Raw genomic sequence first — 20,779 nt, forward strand, 5'->3', positions numbered from 1 at the left:
TCATACCAGTTCCATGGCTGCTCGCTCAGGGCAGTCAGATGAATTGTTGAATGCGGACGTTGGGCAGCGCTTTGTTGTACACGCGCTTTCCGATCCGATCGAGCGCGACGGCGTGACGCCGGCCTTTGCCTACATCGACGCCGACGGAGTCATGTCGTTGAGTGTCTTGCATCGAAGTGTGCGCGGCATACGAATTGGCCCTCGATTGCCCCTTTGCGCAACAGTACGTCGAGCAGGCGGAAAAATCCGATAATTAGAACTTGTCCTAGTGATCTGAGTTTCTATCTCGTACATTTCATATTTACGGATCTGTCGCTAATCGTCAAAATGACTCCTGAAATCTGCTTCGTATCTATGACCTACCGGGAAGCTGTTTGATCGCTTCCGATTGCATGGAGGCAGGTTAGTTCATCTCCGGTCATGGCGTATGCACGGGCGGGTTTCTGGTAATTCGCGGCGTCGGCGCCGAGCGCGCTGAGCAAGGACGAGCAGAAAGCTCACGCGATGAAAAATCTCGGTGTAATCGGCGATATAAAGCCGGTCAAATGTGCGATCTGTCTCGACCTGATCGACAGGATAGGCGAGAGTCGCTTCGAAACTCAATAAGTTTCGAGTGAAATTCTTTGGTGCTCGGCTGGCGCGCCGGGTGGGTTGCGATTATTTGAAAATCGGAGACATGGGAGGATTGTAAATTAATTTTGCGATAAATGGCGAAGTATATCCGTTCTGTTTAACGAACGAATTTGATGGAAAATATTTAATCACTGGATGAATCTGAAATGAAAAAAATCACGATGTTGATGTCGGCAGCCGGTCTGGCATTTGTGGCGATGAATGCGGCGCACGCAGCAGACGGCACCATCACCTTTACCGGAAGCATTTCGTCGCAAACCTGCACGATTAACGGCAACGGCTCGGGCGCGAAGGACTTTACGGTCGCACTGCCTACGGTTTCCACCGGTTCGCTGGCCGCCGCGGGTCAGACTGCTGGTCAGACGCCGTTCAGCATCACCCTGAGCAAGTGCTCGGCGGCTACGGGCAACGTCCACACCTTCTTCGAGGCAGGTGCAACGACCGATCTGACGACGGGCAACCTGATCGTCGCCTCGGGCACGGGTAGCGCGACCAACGTCCAGATCGGTCTGTTGAATTCCGATTTGACACCGATCAAGGCCGGCGCCGCTGATGCGTCGCAGAACTCGAAATCGGTTGCCATTGTCGACAACGCCGCGACGCTGCAGTACTACGCGCGCTACGTCGCGACGGGTGCCGCAACGTCTGGTGCGGCAAACACGACCGTCATGTACACGCTCGCGTACCAGTAAAGCAGGGCGGGGCGGCGAGCTGCCCCTTGCGGGGTGAGGCAGGCATGTAGCTGCCTCACCCATCCATCACCTCTCCCTTAACCAGGTAAAACTTCCATGAACATTAAGCAATCCTTTTTTAAGTGCCTTGCCAGCGGATGCGCTTTGCTGGGGTTTGCGGGAGCTCTGGATGCGCAGGCGTCTGTCGTCGTGGCTGGAACCCGTCTCATCTATAACGCAAAAGATTCCGAAGTCACGGTCAAACTGTCGAACGACGGTAAGTCGCCAGCCTTGGTGCAGGCCTGGATCGATAGCGGGGATATCAAAGCAGCACCATCGGCTATCAATGCTCCGTTCACGGTCACGCCACCGATTTCGCGTGTCGATCCCAGCAAGGGCCAAACGCTGCGCGTTGTTTATATGGGTGAACCGCTGCCGCAGCAAAAGGAGTCGGTATTTTGGCTCAACGTGCTGGAGGTGCCGCCCAAGCCGGCCGCGGAGGACGCTAACAAGCTGCAGTTGGCCTTCCGTACCCGGATCAAGCTGTTTTACCGCCCTGCAGACCTCAAAGGCGCGGTCGAAGACGCGCCGGCGCGGATTGAATGGCGTTTGACGCAGAAAGATGGCCACCCCGCACTCGAGGCGCGCAATCCGACGCCGTACCACGTTTCGTTCACGGCAATCGACGCAAGCGCCGGCGGCAAGACCGCAATGGTGGTCGACGCCGACATGGTTAATCCGCAGGAAAGCCGGATCTTTCCGTTGAAGGGCGACGTTCCCGCTTTGGCAGACCTGAGGGTGCATTACACGGCGTTGAACGACTTTGGCGGCGCTGTCGAGGGTAACTCGACGCTGCAGCAAGGTGACACGCCTGCGCACACGCTTCCACGCAATTAAACGCAGCGCTGCGGCGTCTGCCCACTTCCTCTCATTACAAGAGCTCAATTTTCCCGAATGCATATCGCTGCCTGGATGAGCTTGTCCCAGATATCCTGGCCGAGGCTGTTATGCAACGAAGAAATCAGCATCCACTCTCTATTACTCTGCGCCCGTGCGCCCTGGTTGCGTGGGCGTTGTTCGCATGTACCGGCGCAGTCGCAAATGAGACCGCCGGTGTCGGGAAGAGTGATGAGGTGGAGTTCAACGATTTGTTCCTGCAGCGCCCAGGTGCGCCTCGTGTCGACGTCAGTCGTTACAACAAGGGAAACCTGGCGACGCCTGGCACTTACCGCGTTGATATTTATGTCAACGAGGCCTGGCTAGGTCGCTCGGAAGTTGCGCTCAAGCAGCGAGGCACCGACAGCACTAACGTGCAGCCGTGCTTCGACCGTACCTTGCTCGACCGTATTGGTGTTGATCTTTCGAAATTGTCGAAGGAGTCGCAGGCGTTGATCGACAACGCCAATGCCGATGCTGCCGGCGCATGCGTGACCTTGCCTGAACTGGTGCCGGATGCAACGGCGCAGTTCGACAACGGCGAGCAGCGGCTCGATATCAGCGTGCCTCAGGCATCGATGATCCGCAACGCCCGTGAGTATGTCGATCCGCGCTATTGGGACGAGGGCGTTCCGGCCGCGCTACTGAAGTACGACGCAAACGTATACCGATCCGACACGGCGGGAACTTCCTCGACGCAGGCTTACGTAGGACTGACCCTAGGCGCCAATATAGGACCGTGGCGGTTCCGGCATACCGGCAACCTCACGTATAACTCGTTCAGTGGCACGCACTATCAAAGCGTGCAGACCAACGTGACGCGCTCGATCACGCCGCTAAAAAGCCAGTTCGTCGTCGGCGACGCGTATACCAACGGCAGGATTTTCGATAGCACTGGCTTTCGCGGCGCGCAGTTGATGTCGGACGACCGTATGTACCCTGCGTCCCAGCGGGGCTATGCGCCGACGATTCATGGGATCGCGAACAGCAATGCCCTCGTCAAGATCCGTCAGAACGGCAACATCATTTACGAAACCAGTGTTGCCGCCGGCCCCTTCGTGATCGACGATCTGTACCCGACGGGTTACGGCGGGGATCTCGAGGTCGAGGTGACCGAAGCCGACGGCAGCAAGCACGTATCGCGGGTACCTTACGCGGCGCCTGTCAATGCGCTGCGCCCGGGCAGCACCCGCTATAGCGTCACGGTGGGTAAGTACCGCAACCAGCAGCTGAACGATACGCCCTTGATGTTAGAGGGCACGGTGATGCATGGTTTTACGAATGCCATTACGGGCTATGGCGGCATTCAGGCAAGCGAGGGCTATCTTGCCGGCGCGTTGGGAGCGTCGCTGAACACCGAGTTTGGTGCGGTCGGTCTGGACGTTACGCAGGCGAATACGCGCTTGCCGAACCAACCGAATCGTAGCGGGCAAAGTGTGCGGATCACTTACAGCAAGCTGCTTGCCCCGACGAACACGAATATCACGGTGGCCGCCTATCGTTATTCGAGCAGCGGCTTTTTGAGCCTGCAAGACGCGATCGCATTGCGGGATCTCGCCGGGCGCGGCCTGACCGACCATATGCTGACGAGCGGCGTTCAGCGCGGCCGGTTGCAGCTCACGCTCAACCAGACTCTGCCGCAAGGATACGGTTCGTTCTATCTGTCAGGCTCGACGCAGGATTACTGGAATCGCGCAGGGCGGGACACGCAATTCCAGGGTGGGTACAGCAACAACTTCAAGCAGATCAATTACGGTGTATCGATGTCGCGCCAGTTCGATCTGACGCAGCGCAAGTGGAACAACACCGTGATGCTGAACGTCAGCATGCCGCTCGGTCGTGGTACGCACGCGCCCTATTCGTCGACCAATTTGCAGCGCGACTCGCAGGGCGTCATGCAGGTTCAACAGTCGCTGTCCGGTGCGCTGGGCGAAGACAACGCGCTCACGTACGGCGTGAATATCGGCGGCACCGGCGGTGGTTCCACGCGTACCACGACCAATGTGGCCGGAAACGTGGGGTATATGTCGCCGGTCGCGTCGGTGACAGGAAATGCGTCGACTGGAACGGGTTACAACCAGTTTGGCGCGGGAGTGTCGGGCGGCATCGTCGCCTATGGCGGTGGCGTCGCGTTCACGCCGCAACTCGGCGAAACCGTGGTGATCGTCGAGGCTAAGGATGCGAGCGGCGCTCGCGTGGCGAACGGTGCAGGTCTGCGCGTCGATCCTTGGGGGCATGCCGTTGTGTCCAGCCTGACGCCATTCGCCAAGAATGACGTCGAGATCGATCCGAAGGGCTTGCCGTTGAGCGTCGAGCTCAAGTCGACCTCTCAATACGCGGTGCCCACGGCGGGCGCGGTGGTGCGGCTCAAGTTTGAGACCGAAGGCGGCGGGCGCTCGGCGATCATCCGGGCGAAGACCGCTGACGGTCAGCCGCTGCCGTTTGGCGCCCAAGTGTTCGATTCGTCGAACCAGGAGGTCAGCACTGTTGCCCAGGCCGGACGGATCATCGTTCGCAGCATGAAGGGTGATTCCGGCGAGTTCAGCGTGAAGTGGGGCGACGGCACCAACGAGCAATGCAAGGTGTCCATCGTGCTGCCGAAAGCGAAGGACAACAAGAGCGCGTCATGGACGTTGGTGGACTCGGTGTGCGCCCCGTAACAGGCACCTACAGCGCTGCTTTTTTTTGGGGAAGCTATTTGACCTGATTTTTCAGGCGGGCGGTCTGGGTATCCCATTTCAGCATCAATTCCCTGGCGGCTAGGTAACGTCAAAATATAAGACATGTCTCATATTTTCGGAAGACGCTTTAGGTTGTCGTCCGGTACCTCTAACGTCGGGCAAGACTCACAATAAGGAAAACTTGAGATGGCCTTCATTATCAGAGATGTGCCATATCACCTACGATTTGCCGGTGAGGAAAAAACAGTCAATCCGACAGCTACCGGCAGGTCGAGGCTACCTACGCCGGATCGCCTGCGACTGCATTGGCGCCGTCATACGGGCCCAATGTAGTTGCCACCAGCGGGGTGGCACGATGAACCCGAACGGCGATCCACTGGTATGAAATCCAGCGCAAGGAGTCGCCACTCGACTGGCCAGCCGCGCTTATACACTTATCTCTGAGAGAAAATGATGAAGAGATTTATTCACACCTGTCTGCTCGCTGCGGTTCTTGTGATACCCGGCTGGGCGCGGGCGGCATGCAACTTGACTAGCTACTATGTGTACAACCTGCCTGGGTTTAACACAGGATCGTTCAATCCGAACGTTTCGAACGGTACGGTTATCAGCACACAATCAGTTTTGTTAACCACCTCGGGGGGCTCTGTTTCCTGTCCTGGGGGCGTACAAACCATGTACTACCGGGGCACCACAGGGTCCGTCGGAAGCTACAACGCCTACCCGACGGCGATCGCTGGCGTGGGAATACGTTTCCGGTTCACTCCACCTGCGGGCCTTACGGGCTATTGGCCCCAGTCGTACAATTACGGCACCCTAACTACACTGGACATAGCCAGTAGCGTTAGTATCGTGGTCGAGCTTGTCAAGACCGGCCCGATCACGGCAGGGGGGACAATCAAGGGTGAGGTGGCAGGGTGGTTCGCGCAGAACGGTGCCGTACAGGTCGCTACAATTCGGGTAAATGGAAGTATTGTGGTCCAGCCGCAGGGGCCCACATGCGCGGTGACTACCCCGTCGATTACAGTCCCTCTTGGGAACATTCCTGTGAGTACGTTTACCGGGGTCGGCAAGCTTTCGCCTGACGCGCCATTTAATATCGCGCTGCAGTGCTCAGGCGGCGACACTGGCACAGTCGCAAAAGTGTATACAACGCTGACGGATCATACCAATCCGGGCAACGTGACAGGCACACTGACGCTTGCCGCGGGCTCCACGGCAACCGGTGTTGGCATTCAGGTGCTCAATGGGACCACGGTGATCCAATATGGCCCGGATTCCAGTGTCGCAGGTAACACGAACCAGTGGCAGGCGGGTACAAGCGGAAATGGGACATTCACCATTCCGCTGACCGCCCGGTATATCCAGACAGCGCCGAGGGTGACGCCGGGAACGGCCAACGGTCTCGCGACGTTCACAATGAGTTATCAGTAACCGGGGATTGTCTGGGCGCGATCAAATTTGAAGCGCAACACCTTACCTTGTGTAGGATGTGCCGATGCAAAAAAAGAACTTACCAACAGCTTCAGCCTGAAGAACGCATGACGATCGCAAGCATGAGACAGCAGGGTTCGAGTGTGCGGGCCATGGCCCGCACACTCGGGTGCTCGGTCGCGACCGTGAGCCGCGAGCCGGCACGCGCAACACGTGTCCGGCACGCGGCTATGCGTCGGCGCCGGCGCAGACGCTCAGTAGTCGGTCCTGAATATCTCGGAGGGGCGCGTCAACGGAGCTTTGAGGCCGAAATGGTGTTGTGAGATTTGCAGGAGCCTGGCATGTATGGACCCGGCGCCTTTTGCAAGCTTCTTTTTCCTGAAGGCGAAACGGTCTGCATGCATGTATTCGGCTTGCCGTTGGGCGACTTGCCGAAGCACGCCCGCAGCCTTGATGAGATCCGCGCATTCTGTCCTTAGCACATTAGGGAAGGTCTGCACAACCCGTTTCCTGCACGTCGCGCGGTTTGCTGCCCGTGTTGTAGTGGCGGCGAAGATTTGGCCACGTTGCTCCGCTGCCGCGCTGTCTGGTGCATACGAGTTACGTCATGCGTCGGCATTTAGTGTCGAATGCCAGACGAGCTGGACGCGGTGCTCGTCTGTGATAACAGAGTCGCGCAGCAGATCAGGCATACACCGTCATGAGTAGTGGCGCACCATTAATTTGTTATCCGAAATTTTGTGGAAATTAAAAAAATAGCGCGCTTTTGGTGTGTGGCAGGTTTTGCTTCAACTGCACTCAACGCAACGGCACAAACGAGTCGACCGACCTTGCCTTCGGCCAGCGCACAGCTTCATCAGGAACAGCAGCTCGACGTCGCAAAGGAGCGTGCGTTGACCCAGCCAGACGTATTCGCCCCTACAGGAGAGGACAAATACTTGCAACTTCGTCTTCCAGTCGAGGCGCGTTGTTTCAAGATCGACGAAATCGACTGGCGCGGCGCGGAGTCCTTCCCGTGGCTGCCCGCTCAAACGCCTGTGGCGGGCACTTGCGTCGGTTCCCGGGGCCTGCAGGTGCTGCGGGATTGGATTGCTCATGCATTGATCGCGCGAGGCTACATCACTTCCCAAGTGTCCATTCCGAATCAGGATCTGGCGAGTGGCCGGCTGATCGTCGAGATCCTGCCCGGCCGTGTGGGAGCGATTCGGGATGAAGGAGGGCGGATCGGCTGGACGAGCCCGGTGTTTCCTGCTGGGACCGGGGGGCTCATGAACGTGCGGGATCTCGATCAGGCGCTCGAGAATATTCGTCGTTTGCCGGGGCAGGCCGCGACTGCGTTCGATATCGTGCCCGGCTCTTCGCTCGGCGAGAGCGACATCGTCATCAGGCATCCGGACCCCGCCCGCCGTTTCAGATTTGTGATGACCGCCGACAACGCCGGTCTCGATGCGACCGGCCGCAATCAGCTGGGCGCCATCGTCGCGATCGATTCCCCATTGCATCTTTACGATCAGCTGATCGCTACGTTCAATAACGATGCGAATCTCGACAATCACACGCTCGGCTCTCGTTCGAAGAGCGTTGCATGGAACGTGCCGATCGGCTATGCGTCGTTTTCGATCGGCTACAGCGAGTGGTCGAACAAGCAAACGCTGCCCGATTTCGGCGCTGAGTTTCCGTGGGAAGGAAGGACACGACGCTACGAGGCCGGCCTCAGCTACGTGCCCTATCGATCCAGCCACGGCAAGGGGCTGTTGAAGTTCAAGGTGGTTCGCCGCGAGGACCATACGTGGTTCGGCGGCCAGGAAGTCGGTGTGCACAAGCACGACATCACCAGCTACGAGATGGGATTCAGCCATCGCGAGAAGTGGTCGGACATCGTGCTCGATGCAGGCGTCGGCCTGCGCGCGAGTCTGGCGGGGCTCAGCAGCTTCCCAGGCGCCGTATACGGGCAGTCGAACTGGAATGGGCGCTATCGGATCGTGACGGCGACCGCATCCGTCGACGCGCCGATTCGTTTCGGCACCCGGCGCTTCGGCTATCGCGGAACGTTCTTCCTGCAGCACTCGCCGGTGGCAATACCGCCGACGGAGTACCTGCAGATCGGCGGCCGCTACACGGTGCGAGGCTTCGACGGCAATTCGACTGTGGCGGCCGCGAGCGGCTGGGTGTGGCGCAACGAACTGGCGGCGCCTGTTATCGCGTCGAATGAAGCGTATGTGGCGCTCGATGCGGGGCAAGTATCGGGCTGTGCCCCACTCAAGGATGGCCGCATGCTGATCGGCGCCGCGCTCGGCATACGTGGCGGCTACAAGTGGCTCGGCTATGACGTCGCGCTCGGCATGCCGCTCAAGAAACCCGCGTCGCTGCATACCGCGACGCCCACGCTGGACCTGTCGTTAACCGCGCGCTTCTGAAATGGGCGCCCTGCGCCCCTCTTTCCGGGTGTGCGGTCACATCGGGAGGTCATATGTAACCACGTCATCTATCCACGGATCTCCATGCACACGCTGGATTGCGGCGGCTCTTGTCGCCATTTTCAGTCTCTTTTCCTGAAACAGGGGTACCTATGAAACAAACCATTCAACGAGGCGTTCGAGGTTCGGCGCCGTTCGCCTGCTCGCAACTCGTGGCAGCGCTCGCGTTGGCGATGCCTATGCTTTCCGTCGTGCAGACGGCACACGCTCAAGCGGCATTGACGCCCGACGCGGCGATTGCGCATCAACCCGGCATCGCGGCGGCGGCGAACGGTACGCCGATCGTCAATATCGTTGCGCCGAACGGTGCTGGCGTTTCGCACAACAAATTTACCGACTACAACGTCGGCGCGGCGGGCTTGATTCTCAACAACAGCAATTCCTCGGTCCAGACACAGCTCGGCGGCGTTATCGCAGGCAACGACCGCCTCGGTGCTTCGCCGGCCAAAGTCATCTTGAACGAGGTGACGGGGGCTAACGCGTCGGTCCTGAGTGGCGCCACCGAGGTTGCGGGTCCGGCGGCCCGGCTGATCGTCGCGAATCCGAACGGCATCACGGCCAACGGCGCCAGTTTCATCAACGCGACGCGCGCCTCGCTTGTCGCGGGCAATCCGCTGTTCGACGCGGACGGTAATGTAACCGGCTTCCAGACCGACAATGGCCGAATCGAGGTGCAGGGCAAGGGGATCGACGCCCGCAACATCGACGAGGTGGATCTCGTCGCCCGCAGCCTGCTGGTGAATGCGGACATTCAGGCGAAGCGGCTGAACGCAGTTGCGAACAAGGGCCGCACGCAGTTGCAAGGCGGCCTGCTTGTAGCGACTCCTGACCCCGAGACGGGTGGTGCGCTGCCTGAGGTCGCGATCGACGTTTCGGCGCTCGGCGGCATGCATGCCGATTCGATCCGCCTGGTGGGCAAGTCCGCGGGAGTCGGCGTCAATGTTGCCGGCAAGATCGAGGCGCTGACGGGAGACATCGAGATTAACGCGGACGGAAAGCTGGTGGTTGCTTCCAACGCCGAGGTCGCGGCGAACAAAGGCCTCGTGATTAACGGCGCTCTATACAACGCGGGTAATCTTCATGCCAACTCGATCAGCATCAACGGCTCCGCACGAGGCGAATCCGGCTCGAAGATTGCGGCCGTTGAGAATGTCCAGATCAATGGCACGGCCAATGGCGGCGATATCCAGGGCAAGCGTATCCAGGTCAATGGCTCTGTGAATGGGAGCACGGTCACGGCTGTCGAAGATGTCCAGATTAACGGTGGGATCAATGGCGGCAATATCCAGGGCAATCGGGTCTTCTGGAATGGCACCCAGCTCTCCGGCCCAGTGAGCGGCAGCCAGATCGGCAACGCGAACGGGGCGTCGGTGGGGTCGATCAGCGGCAGCAGCGGCATCAACGGCGGCACGGTGATCGGCAGCCAGATCGGCAATGTGAACGGGGCGTCGGTGGGGTCGATCAGCGGCAGCAGCGGCATCAACGGCGGCACGGTGATCGGCAGCCAGACCGGCAATGGAAACGTGAACGGAGGGTCGGTAGGGTCGATCAGCGGCAGTAGCGGCATCAACGGCGGTACGGTGATCGGCAGCCAGACCGGCAATGGAAACGTGAACGGAGGGTCGGTAGGGTCGATCAGCGGCAGTAGCGGCATCAACGGCGGCACGGTGATCGGCAGCCAGACCGGCAATGGAAACGTGAACGGAGGGTCGGTAGGGTCGATCAGCGGCAGCAGCGGCATCAACGGCGGTACGGTGATCGGCAGCCAGACCGGCAATGGAAACGTGAACGGAGGGTCGGTAGGGTCGATCAGCGGCAGCAGCGGCATCAACGGCGGCACGGTGATCGGCAGCCAGACCGGCAATGGAAACGTGAACGGAGGGTCGGTAGGGTCGATCAGCGGCAGCAGCGGCATCAACGGCGGCACGGTGATCGGCAGCCAGATCGGCAATGTGAACGGGGCGTCGGCGGGGTCGATCAGCGGCAGCAGCGGCATCAACGGCGCCACGGTGATCGGCAGCCAGACCGGCAATGGAAACGTGAACGGTGGTCAGGTCGAGCAGCAGGCAGGCAGTACCGGCAACGGTGCGCAACCTCCAATTGCCGAACTTCACCCCGTCGCTCCGACGCCGGGCGTAACGCCCCCGGCGCAGCCGGAACCGATCCGCGTGGCGGGGCTGACGCCCGATGCGAAGGTGGAACTGCAACCGAGCATCGCCGCGGTCGTGAACGGCGCGCCGGTCGTCGACATCGTTGCGCCGAACGCGGCGGGTCTGTCGCACAACAAGTTCGTCGACTACAACGTCGACAAGGCCGGCCTGATTCTCAACAACAGCAGCACCGCGGTCGAGACGCAACTGGGTGGCCGGATCGCCGGCAATGCCCAGCTTGGCAACACGCCGGCTAAAGTGATCCTCAACGAGGTGACGGGTTCGAACGAGTCCGTGTTGAACGGTATCACCGAGATCGCCGGTTCGGCTGCGCGATTGATCGTCGCTAATCCGAGCGGGATCACGGCCAACGGTGCGGGCTTCGTCAACGCAACGCGCGCAACTCTGGTCGCTGGCAACCCCGTGTTCGACAGGGACGGCAACATTGTGGCGCTGACCACCAACAACGGCCGCCTGGTGGTCGAACGCAACGGACTCGACGGCAGCAATGTCGACCGGCTGGATCTCGTCGCCGGCAACATACAGGTGAACGGTGCGGTCCAGGCCGGGAAGCTGACCGCGGTGGCTCATCGGGGGACTGCCTCCATTGATGGCGACGCGTTGTCATATACCTCCGATCAATGGGGCTATGACTACGGACGGCCTGTCGCCATCGACGTCTCGTCGTCCGGTAGCGTGGAGGCTGATTCGGCCCGCTTCGTGGGAGCCTCGGCGCTCACCGGCGTGGCTGTCGACGGCAAGATTTCCACGGGAGCGGGCGGGCTGGATGTCGTGTCCGAAAACAGCACATTCGTTGGATCGCGCGGCAGCATGAGCTCGGATGGGGCGCTGTCGGTGGCGGGCGGTCTCTTCAATGAAGGTTCGGTGCGAGGCGATACCGTTTCCGTACGGGACGGGTTGCGGACGTTCTCCAATTCGGTCACGGAGGCGGGCAAATCGCTTTCGATTGACGGCGGCGTCATGCTGGGCGCCGGCGCATTGCGTGGCGATTCCGTGTCGGTTGCCGGCGGCGCGAACGTGGGGTACGGCGGAACGATCGCGGCGAAGCAGGATCTGTCGATCAAGGGCGGGCTCTTCAATCAAGGCAAGATCCAGGCCGACACTATCTCGGTCGCCGGCGTCGCGACGGTCGGCGCTGGCGGATCGATGAAGGCGGACCACGCGCTGTCGATCAACGGCAACGCGAAGGTCACGCGCGGCGGTACGCTCACGGCGGGACAGAAACTGTCGATCGATGGTGGACTTGTCACTGAGGGTGCAGTCCAGGCTCGTTCGGTCTCGGTTGCCGGCGGCGCGTACGTCGGCGGATACCGCGGCGCTTCGCTGCAGGCGGACGGCGACTTGTCAATCAAGGGGCGGGCGAATGTCGGGAACGGCGCGATCGTCGCATCGGGACAAGGCCTGTCGATCGGCGGCGGCCTCGATAATCAGGGGACGGTGAAGGCCGGTTCGGCTTCGATTGCCGGTGGTGCGAACGTCGGATATGGCGCGTCGCTGCAGACTGACAATGCTTTGTCGATCGACGGCGCGACGAATGTCGGATACGGCGGTGCCGTTGCGTCAGGGCAGAAGCTCGCGATCAACGGCGCGCTCGACAATCGAGGCTCGGTCAAGGCGGGTTCGGTGTCGGTCGCCGGCGGTGCTACGCTCGGATTCGGCGCCTCGCTGAAGGCGGACGGCGCGCTGTCGATCGGCGGCGACACGTATGCGCAGAGCAATAGCACGCTCACGGCCGGTCAGAAAATGTCGGTCGGCGGAAGGTTCGCCAACGAGGGCACGGTCCAGGCCGACACGATTTCGGTGGCCCAACGCGTGGACAATCAAGCTGGTGCGTCCATGAAGGCGGTCAACGGGCTGTCTATCGGCGGCGACGTGTCCAATCAGGGCATCCTCAGCAGCGATGCTCCGGTATCGATTGCCGGCGCGTTGTTCAACGGCTGGACGGGCGTTGTCAGCAGCGGTGGCAAAGTCTCCGTCAAGGGCGGAACGACGAACTTTGGCCGTCTCACGGAAAACGCGAATCAGCAATCGGTCAGCGCTCCTGGGAACGCAGGAAACAATTCCTGGGGTTATGTGCCGATGTGGGGTGGCTATCCGTTTTATCAGGGCGGCTCGCCGGTGATGATGGTCAGTTCCGTTCGTCTGTGGTAATCGCGAATTGAAATGAGGTACGGGCCGCGTAGGTTGCGGCCCGGCGATGGGGCGGGAGGATCCCTTGCCACGGGCGGTTCGGGCTATCGCGTTGTGGCAGCTTCATCGAACGAGTTAGCCGGGATTCGGGGCAGGGCTCCATATAGGCCGCTCACGGACGCGAGGTACGTTATGGAAGTTCTTGATCGCGCGACCGCCGTCTCGCCGGACGGGCGCGCTATGGTTTTCATACTGTCGACCAGCACCGGACCGCGAAGCGCCGACGGAACCGCGGCGCCACGCAATTGCTGAAGCACTGGGATCGCCCGCAAAAATACGCAACGGGCGAAGTTACATTAATAGGGTCAGATTTTGCTCGGAAAGCCGCCAGAAACTTGACCGAACGCAACAGTCCCAAACATACCAAACACTAGCTCTGTTGATAAATTTCTTTTATGCAAAAACCCAAAATGGCAGAACAGTGACAACTTCTCAGCGTCTCAACTCCGCTGCAGGCGACGAGCTATTCCGGCGGCCACGAATACAGTTCGCCATATTTTCGTTGATCTGATCGATCACATTACCGGAATACGCAACAGGGCCCCAGTCGACGCGACGGTGCTTGTAGATAGGCGCAAGGTCGCCGGGGCTGCTCCGAGCATAGAGTGCCGCAGCCCCGCATTCAAGCAGGAAAACCTGGCGCGAGCACGGCGATGCAAGGCGCCATCTGGAACCAGAAACGCCGTCTCTACTCACGTGAACATCGTCTAGATGCGAGGGCCGTGGATTATTGCTTCCGGGGCGGGTGGCAGGACAGTCATTGAATTGCGCAAATACCTGTATGGATGTACAGTTCTCTGCGCGGGATTTCGTAGCGCCGAACAGGCACTTTCTGTGCGCGACCGCCACAACTGTGACGGTTGCGACGGGTCTTGCGTCGGAGGGGATGTATCGTGCAGCTTCAGATTGAAGCGCATCACCAAGGAGAAACGATAGTGAAACTGATTGGATGCGGGTTGCTTTTCCTGGTATGCACGTCGTCCGCGTTCGCAGGCGAGCGCTACATAGAAATCTGGAATCCGCCCGAAGCTCGGGGTGGGTTGCATAAAGGAACAGGCGTGCCGAACTCGCTGAAACATAGTCGGCGCGCGCCTCATCTGGTAAAGACACGGGCACATCGCGCTCCCGCTGCAGTCGCGAAGACGGCTGAAAAGCAATCGCCGTCCGGCCAGGCAACGAGAACTTTCGCTCCTGATGTATTTGATATCCCGCGGCAGGTAACGCCAGAGGGGAATATCCTTCGCGTCGATGCCCGTCATGCCCATGCCGAGGTCTCACGCTGATGGAAGCTGAGAGCTACAAGGGGTATTCGATATGGGGCCACGCTATCCTCCAGCAGGAAGATATCCTGCAGCCTGAGAGGTACGCGGCGAGCGGCACTATCACCCGAAACAACAACTTTATCGAGGCGTCGGGAATCCTTGGACATTTCGATACTGAAGAGGAAGCGCAACATGCCGGGCTGGATTGGGCGCGAGCGTGGGTAGATAGCCACGTTTAAATTGTTGTGCGCTGGAGTCTCTCGACGTCTCGCGAGCAGGATGACCGGTTGCTCGCAGTCCTACGCCGGAGCAAATATCACTGCTCCAACCCCAGCGATGTGCGTGAAGCTTCGAACAAACCGGTAGGTCTGGTCGCCGACCGTTATCCGGTTTATGCCGGCGTGCGTCAGCTCGAGTATCTCGTCAGCCACGCCCGCAGCAATGGTTCCGTGACCAGTCAACTCGTTGTCCTCATCCGAAGGGTCGCCGATGTAGACAGCACAGACGTCTGTACCGTGGCGCATCATGACGACGCACTCCCCCTCATCCAGCGAGAGTTCGAGATATTCGACCAGCGTCAGCAATGAACCTGGCATCTGTCCGTGCGGGTCGTAAGCCAAACCAGAATCAGCAGCCATATTGCCGTCCCCCGTCAAATACGTCGGTTCTGAACAGGAAGCTCGCCCTCGGGCGTCGCTGGCTCCACTATAAGCGCACATGTTCGAATGCGGGACATATTAGAACGTCCAACGAAAAGCAGGTTCGCACATGTGCGCCGACAGCGTAGCTTTTCCTGCCCCGAGCGTCATCAGATGGTCATTGTTGGCGAGCAAGCTGAATGTCGGACATACGTTTTCAGGAGGCGAACATGAGCGATTTCACGGGGCAAGCTGCTGCAGCCCAACACGCAAATCTTGACTTCAGCTTTGGGGTAGCCGGCAAGATGCTTGAGGGCGGGGAAAATCTAACCAGGCTGAATCTGGACGCGGCAAAAGAGATGTTCGCCGATTGGTACCAACGCACGCAGGATGGGCTGACGAAAACGAATGGTGATAACGCTGCTGGCTTACAGGCTGCGCTGGCGCTGCCGTCGACGGAACGGGTCCTGACGTACCAGCGTCAGCTTGTGGAAATCGCGTCCACTATGCAAACGCAGCTGGGAGAGGTTATCGATGCCCAGTACCAGGACGCTAGTCGTCAGTTTCAACGGTTCATCGAGAATGTCGGGTAAAACGCTCCCGTCAGTTCCGAGGCAGCAATTGCATTCTTGAAGCAGATTATTACGTTCGCCAATACCGCCCACGACAGCGTGCGCAAAGCCGCGAAGCAGACTGTTGATTTTGCGCAAAATAGCGTGAGCGCTGCAACGGAAACGACTTTGGAGACGGCTCAACCGGCTCAATCGGCTGAACCGGCTGAACCGGCGGTGGAGAGCGCCGCGAAAGCAGCGAAACATTGAATTTAGCAAGCAACGGGGGAAGAACGAGAATTGAACCTCAGCAATTCTCAGCAATTGTCACGCAGGTCCGTTAGTTTGCTCAGTCGTGCTCTCGCCTTGCGCGTCTTCGACCCGTTGGCTGCCGGACAACAGCGTACCGACGACGCAATTCCGGCCCATGGCTTTCGCGGCGTATAGCGCGGCATCTGCTCTTCCCATCATGTTCGCCAACGTGTCGCCTTCATGGTACTCATCGACGCCGGCACTGAAGGTGTACGCGACTTCGCCTGATGGAATAGCCAGACGCGATGCCGCGACACGGACGCGAAGCTGGTCCATCAGACGAACGGTGTCGACCTGCCCGGTGGACAGGGACAGGACAGCGAATTCCTCGCCGCCAAGGCGGCCGAAGATATCTCCGCGTCGCAAGCCGCTCGATATTGTAAAGGCGAAATGCGCAAGCGCCTGGTCGCCGCCCGCATGCCCATGTTCGTCATTGATTGCCTTGAACTTGTCGAGGTCCAGAATTGCAATGGACAGCCGCAACTTCGAATTCCTGGCCTCACGCAGCAATGACTCTGCCCGGACAAGGAAAGCACGGCGCACAAGCGCGCCGGTCAGCCCGTCGACGTTTGCCAGCCGTTCCATACGCTCGGCCATCCGGTCGTGAGCAAGCATGACCACGCCAATCGAGAGACATGGCAGCGCCAATATGCCGAGACCGAGGAAGGCGATGTTTAGCGGCGTCGGCTCCAGAAAGGCGGCCTGATGCTCCCAGCCCACTGCACAGGCGATACTGCGTGATGCGTGGACAGCCGCTCCGAGGAATGCCGCGCCCGACATAAACCGGTAGCAATATTTCGGTCTGCCCGGCGGCCGCAACCTGAACGCAATCCAGCCGATGACCACACGGACATACGCAAGAAACGCCGATAGCAGAGCAATTCTGGCATTGACGTTTGGCGATATGTATCCCCAATAGACAATCCCAAGCAGCAAGGCGCCGTACGCGACGTACTCCAACGAACGCGAAGGCCGTAGACCAAAGAACTCCCGACAGCCCTGCAGCATCATGAGCGCCGCAGCCCCGAGCAATGTGCTCGCGACAACGATAGCCACTTGTGCAGGCGCGGGCGCTTGCAGCGCGAGAAGGACGAGCGCTACGGCTATCAAGGCGTTTGCGCCAATCCAGCGAGGCAACCCTGGTATCTCGGCGTGCAGCAGCGAACCAAACACCGCCATGCTCACCACGCTGGACATGATTGCGACAACGAGGAGGGCGACGGGGCTGAACATACCTATTGGCGCGAAGTCGAAACTCACAGGGATATGGATTAGATGGCATCAGAGAGCGCGGCCATGTTGAAGCGCTCCTGCAGGCTGTTCGCCTTGAGTCGGAGAGCGCGGGCTCTCGTATGCGTTTACGGCAGACGGCTGGCGTTCTTGAATCATCGACGCCAGGCTCGGGACGACTCCGAGCTCGACATGGTACCAGTGTGGCCCGAGAAGGCTCATGTGCCACCACCACGGCACCGATCATCATCGGCCGCGCCCCCACACCATCGGCCACTAGCGAAATTAATTGTTGGCATGGTCAGGTTGCCGACCTCGATAAGCGAGCTATTATCATGCCCTCATCTCACCAGCTAATCGACATTCCTAATGAATGACCCTGATCGACTGATTTCCCACGATAACCGTTCTGATCGCTCGCACGAACAAACTATTGAGGCAACCAAAGCACGGCTACGCGCCGGGGGAGATATGCCTGGCGCGACTCTCGAGCAGCAACTCGCCCTCGTCGATCAGTTATCCACGTTCGAACTCGGCCGCTTCCTGCTCACCAATCGGGGGCTCGATGCGTACTGGACGCACCGCCTCGTGACCTACGAACCAGGAACCCTGCAGCGTGGCGCGGTGCCCGAGCTCGAATATCGAATCTTCGAAGAGCTGCCGGCCGTACTTGCCACGCGCGAGCGCTTCGGCATATTTCGTCGCGAAGTGCAGGCGATGCTCAGGCCGGGCCTCGTGCTTGCGTCGGTGCCGTGCGGGTTGATGGGGGACTTGCTGCTGCTCGATTACACCGGCTATTCCGACATCACACTGCTTGGCGTCGATCTCGATCAAGGAGCGCTGGATCGTGCACTTGCACTGGCTACCGATCGTGATCTCGCGCAGCGGCTGTCGTTGCGCCATGCTGACGCATGGGCGATGGATCTGAATGCCGAGGCGGATGTACTGACGAGCAACGGCCTCAATATCTATGAGCCCGACGACGAACGCGTGATCACGCTATATCGTAAGTTCTTCGATGCGCTCAAACCCGGCGGCCAGCTTGTCACGAGCTTCCTGACATCGCCACCCGTGCTGTCGGCCGAATCGCCTTGGGACATGAGCGCGGTGTCTCCGGCCTCGCTCGCGCTTCAGCATGTGCTGTTCGTGCGGGTGATCGAAGCGAAGTGGAGTGCGTTCCGTACGCATACGCAAACTCGCGAACAACTCGCACTCGCTGGCTTCGCGGACATCACGTTCGTTGACGACCGCGCCCGCATGTTTCCGACTGTCGTGGCTCGCAAACCGTCCTGAAAGGTGTCAAGGAGCCAGTGAGCAAAGCATGACGGCCAGCGAATTGCTTAGGACAAGACCGTTGAATTCTCCGTCATGCAGGACAAACGCATATTCCAGGTGGATCGGAAAGCACGTTCGCCGGCGCACTGACTCGCGGGTTTCGATATCCTGACAACTCGATCGACGGCACCAGGCCCGGAGGCAATTTTCCCGTTGGCGCGCCGTGCGAATGAACGCGGGCGTTGCGCCGTGATCTGAAGAATTTCGCTGCACGACCCGCTGTTTCGCTTCGTCGAAAGAAGGTCGGACCGTGAATAGGGCTAACTCTCGGGTTACAGAAACACCAGCCGGAGGACAACCCCCGTGGTCCAAATACGCGCGTTATCGCCCGTGCCCAACGCCGATTCGAACACCGACGCCGAGAACAGGACGGCCGCGGTGGCTCATAACGAATCTTCGAGCAGCGCAATCAGGCCGGCGCCGCTGGGCATGCCCGGCCTCTCCAGCGGGCGATCGACAAGCCGGACGTCCCGGCGCCGGACGGCGCGCGTACCTACGCGAGCAACCAGCGCAGCACTGGACGCTGTGGTAAGCCGGTCCGATATCGGCCACCGCATTATCGCAATGAAAGGCTACCTGACGGAACTGTACACCGAGCATTTCGCGATGCGCGAATTGCAGAACTCGCGCGACGCGCCATATCTCGACTTGCTCGTCGCGATGGAAAACGAGCGCGATCCCAAGCTGGACCTGAGCGTGCATAGCATCGACTACAACGGCCTCCTCGCAGGACGTCCCGCCGCGCTCGGCGATCTTGCCACCCGCGCGGTGGCCGGCATGGAGACGGGCCATAGCTGGCGCGCCATCATCAGCATGGACGGACACGAAGTCGCAGCTTCGGTGCGTCATGATCCACAACGGCCGATGCATCTATCGATGGTCGTCGTGGACAGCACGGGCAAGCACTTTCGTTCACGCGACTGGCGGCTGCTCGCTTCTTCGCTCGCTGCTCGACTGAACGATGCGCTGGCGCGCGCCGGCAGGCCACGTGAAGATACGCCCCGTCACGCGCAGGTCGCGATCCACTGCCTGAATACCGGAACGCAGAGGACGAACGAAGGCGGAGCCATTTTCGCCATCGCCGCCGCGCGGGAAATGCCGGGCGAACCCGACATCGCGAGCTTGCACGAACACGTGCTCGCGCGAGCGGCGTCGCAGCAGGAGCCGATCACCCCGCTGGTGATTTACGATAACAGCCTGCTCGGACCGCGCTTCTTCAAACACATGACGCTGAAGTCCAGCATGCAGGATCTGTTGACAGTGCGTCCGGAGTTTGCCGCGCAGCCTGTGAACAAAAGAGGCGAGACCCTGCCCGCACGGCAAAAGGATCGTCTCGGGGAACACAGGCCGCTGTATGGGCTTAAGTACGAGTACAGCGACTCGTATGAAACGAAGCGTATCCGGATGTATGAGCGTGCCATCGCTCGCCTCGAAACCGTGGCTGCCCCTCAATTGCGCGCTGCGCGGATAGACGGCATGTCTGCCCACCTGGATGGCCTGCGCAAGGCTTACGATGCAGGAACGGCGCCGCCGGCACCACGGGATGCGGAATTCGTTGACCTGCTCGTTGACGGCCTCAATGCGCTCGATCCGCAACTGCGGCTGACCGTACATAAGATCGACGTTCGGCGGCTCGCTGCAGGTGACAGCGCAGCCTTAGACGGTCTTTGGGGCTCGCTTTCCCACGGCGTACGAAGCGGTGGCGCGTGGCACGCGTCGCTCGATCTGGATGGTCACTACGCCGCGCTTTCTGCGCGTCACGATCCGAAAAATTTCGCGCACGTCTCCCTCGTGATACTCGATGGTGCCGGGTCACCTCTGTCGATCGGAAACGTGCAGAGTCTGTCCATCCTGCTCGGCCAGCGTCTACTCCAGATGCTGGCCGGCACGGACCCCGCGCGTTCCGGCAAGGTCTGGCTGACGCATCTGGACATCTCGGCCCGTCAGCCAGCCGCCCATTCCGCGACATTCGCGCTTCGGGCAATCAGAGAAATGAACGACGTTCCGGGCATCGTTTCCATGCATCGTGAAGCGCTTGCCGAGGCGGGCAGTCGGCCAGACCCGATCGAGGCGAGATTTCGCGACGGTGTCGCACTGCTCGATCCGGACTATCGCGCAACGTCGGACGCGGGTAATACGATGGCCGACGCCGATATGCTCATCGACGACATTGAGATGTACCGCGCTGCCGTGGACCATCATAAGCGCTCGCCTGATTCGAAGCGCCCGGCCGATTGAGTCTGCGCGCCGACGATGCC

12 protein-coding genes and 2 pseudogenes are annotated in these 20,779 nt (G+C 60.1%); 11 read left to right on the forward strand and 3 right to left on the reverse strand.

What is annotated here, in order from left to right; genetic code table 11:
* Window positions 1-46: 46 nt before the first annotated feature.
* Window positions 47-172, reverse strand: a pseudogene (locus tag AC07WT_RS22000) (IS110 family transposase); the annotation flags it as partial.
* A 607-nt stretch (window positions 173-779) separates the two neighbouring features.
* On the opposite strand from AC07WT_RS22000, the gene AC07WT_RS22005 reads away from it, so the two are divergent.
* From AC07WT_RS22005 to AC07WT_RS22040, 8 genes and pseudogenes are all read left to right on the forward strand, one after another.
* Window positions 780-1,325 carry a fimbrial protein gene (locus AC07WT_RS22005; protein ID WP_494948581.1) on the forward strand — a complete coding sequence of 182 codons (546 nt, stop codon included), beginning with the start codon at window positions 780-782 and terminating at the stop codon, window positions 1,323-1,325.
* A 96-nt stretch (window positions 1,326-1,421) separates the two neighbouring features.
* Window positions 1,422-2,201, forward strand: coding sequence for a fimbria/pilus periplasmic chaperone (locus AC07WT_RS22010; RefSeq protein ID WP_494948582.1), 780 nt, complete (start codon window positions 1,422-1,424; stop codon window positions 2,199-2,201).
* A 236-nt stretch (window positions 2,202-2,437) separates the two neighbouring features.
* The gene (locus AC07WT_RS22015) at window positions 2,438-4,900 is read left to right on the forward strand and encodes a fimbria/pilus outer membrane usher protein (protein ID WP_494948583.1); all 2,463 of its coding nucleotides are present in this window, start codon (window positions 2,438-2,440) and stop codon (window positions 4,898-4,900) included.
* Between the two features lie 474 nt (window positions 4,901-5,374).
* Window positions 5,375-6,355, forward strand: a complete 981-nt coding sequence (locus AC07WT_RS22020) for a fimbrial protein (protein WP_494951004.1) — start codon at window positions 5,375-5,377, stop codon at window positions 6,353-6,355.
* Window positions 6,356-6,411: 56 nt separating this feature from the next.
* Window positions 6,412-6,611: pseudogene (locus tag AC07WT_RS22025) on the forward strand (helix-turn-helix domain-containing protein); the annotation flags it as partial.
* Window positions 6,612-7,185: 574 nt separating this feature from the next.
* A complete protein-coding gene (locus AC07WT_RS22030; protein WP_494948584.1) occupies window positions 7,186-8,772 on the forward strand; it encodes a ShlB/FhaC/HecB family hemolysin secretion/activation protein in 1,587 nt (528 codons plus the stop codon).
* 152 nt (window positions 8,773-8,924) lie between these two features.
* On the forward strand, window positions 8,925-13,154 hold the full coding sequence (locus AC07WT_RS22035) for a two-partner secretion domain-containing protein (protein ID WP_494948585.1): 4,230 nt from the start codon (window positions 8,925-8,927) through the stop codon (window positions 13,152-13,154).
* Window positions 13,155-14,475: 1,321 nt separating this feature from the next.
* Entirely contained in the window at window positions 14,476-14,694 is a 219-nt protein-coding gene (locus tag AC07WT_RS22040) for a hypothetical protein (protein ID WP_492591331.1), read from the forward strand.
* Between the two features lie 60 nt (window positions 14,695-14,754).
* Here the strand turns inward: AC07WT_RS22040 and AC07WT_RS22045 are convergent, their stop codons facing one another.
* The gene (locus AC07WT_RS22045) at window positions 14,755-15,093 is read right to left on the reverse strand and encodes a hypothetical protein (RefSeq protein ID WP_494948586.1); all 339 of its coding nucleotides are present in this window, start codon (window positions 15,091-15,093) and stop codon (window positions 14,755-14,757) included.
* 230 nt (window positions 15,094-15,323) lie between these two features.
* On the opposite strand from AC07WT_RS22045, the gene phaP reads away from it, so the two are divergent.
* Window positions 15,324-15,686: a TIGR01841 family phasin gene (gene phaP, locus AC07WT_RS22050; RefSeq protein ID WP_494948587.1), complete on the forward strand. Its 363-nt coding sequence runs from the start codon at window positions 15,324-15,326 to the stop codon at window positions 15,684-15,686.
* 285 nt (window positions 15,687-15,971) lie between these two features.
* Here the strand turns inward: phaP and AC07WT_RS22055 are convergent, their stop codons facing one another.
* On the reverse strand, window positions 15,972-17,189 hold the full coding sequence (locus tag AC07WT_RS22055) for a GGDEF domain-containing protein (RefSeq protein ID WP_494948588.1): 1,218 nt from the start codon (window positions 17,187-17,189) through the stop codon (window positions 15,972-15,974).
* Window positions 17,190-17,555: 366 nt separating this feature from the next.
* Between AC07WT_RS22055 and AC07WT_RS22060 the strand changes: the two genes are divergently transcribed.
* Window positions 17,556-18,479 (forward strand): SAM-dependent methyltransferase, encoded by a 924-nt coding sequence (locus tag AC07WT_RS22060; protein WP_494948589.1) that lies wholly within the window; start codon window positions 17,556-17,558, stop codon window positions 18,477-18,479.
* Between the two features lie 606 nt (window positions 18,480-19,085).
* A complete protein-coding gene (locus AC07WT_RS22065; protein ID WP_494948590.1) occupies window positions 19,086-20,759 on the forward strand; it encodes a YopJ family acetyltransferase in 1,674 nt (557 codons plus the stop codon).
* Window positions 20,760-20,779: the final 20 nt, after the last annotated feature.

It is taken from the genome of Paraburkholderia sp. GW821-FHT02A12, assembly GCF_059422005.1.

What these genes read in the sequence shown, in the direction of transcription:
- AC07WT_RS22005 (WP_494948581.1), top strand. Translation starts at nt 780, where the DNA reads ATGAAAAAAATCACGATGTTGATGTCGGCAGCCGGTCTGGCATTTGTG.
- AC07WT_RS22010 (WP_494948582.1), top strand. Translation starts at nt 1,422, where the DNA reads ATGAACATTAAGCAATCCTTTTTTAAGTGCCTTGCCAGCGGATGCGCT.
- AC07WT_RS22020 (WP_494951004.1), top strand. Translation starts at nt 5,375, where the DNA reads ATGAAGAGATTTATTCACACCTGTCTGCTCGCTGCGGTTCTTGTGATA.
- AC07WT_RS22035 (WP_494948585.1), top strand. Translation starts at nt 8,925, where the DNA reads ATGAAACAAACCATTCAACGAGGCGTTCGAGGTTCGGCGCCGTTCGCC.
- AC07WT_RS22040 (WP_492591331.1), top strand. Translation starts at nt 14,476, where the DNA reads ATGGAAGCTGAGAGCTACAAGGGGTATTCGATATGGGGCCACGCTATC.
- AC07WT_RS22045 (WP_494948586.1), bottom strand. Translation starts at nt 15,093, where the DNA reads ATGGCTGCTGATTCTGGTTTGGCTTACGACCCGCACGGACAGATGCCA.
- phaP (WP_494948587.1), top strand. Translation starts at nt 15,324, where the DNA reads ATGAGCGATTTCACGGGGCAAGCTGCTGCAGCCCAACACGCAAATCTT.
- AC07WT_RS22055 (WP_494948588.1), bottom strand. Translation starts at nt 17,189, where the DNA reads ATGTTCAGCCCCGTCGCCCTCCTCGTTGTCGCAATCATGTCCAGCGTG.
- AC07WT_RS22060 (WP_494948589.1), top strand. Translation starts at nt 17,556, where the DNA reads ATGAATGACCCTGATCGACTGATTTCCCACGATAACCGTTCTGATCGC.
- AC07WT_RS22065 (WP_494948590.1), top strand. Translation starts at nt 19,086, where the DNA reads ATGAAAGGCTACCTGACGGAACTGTACACCGAGCATTTCGCGATGCGC.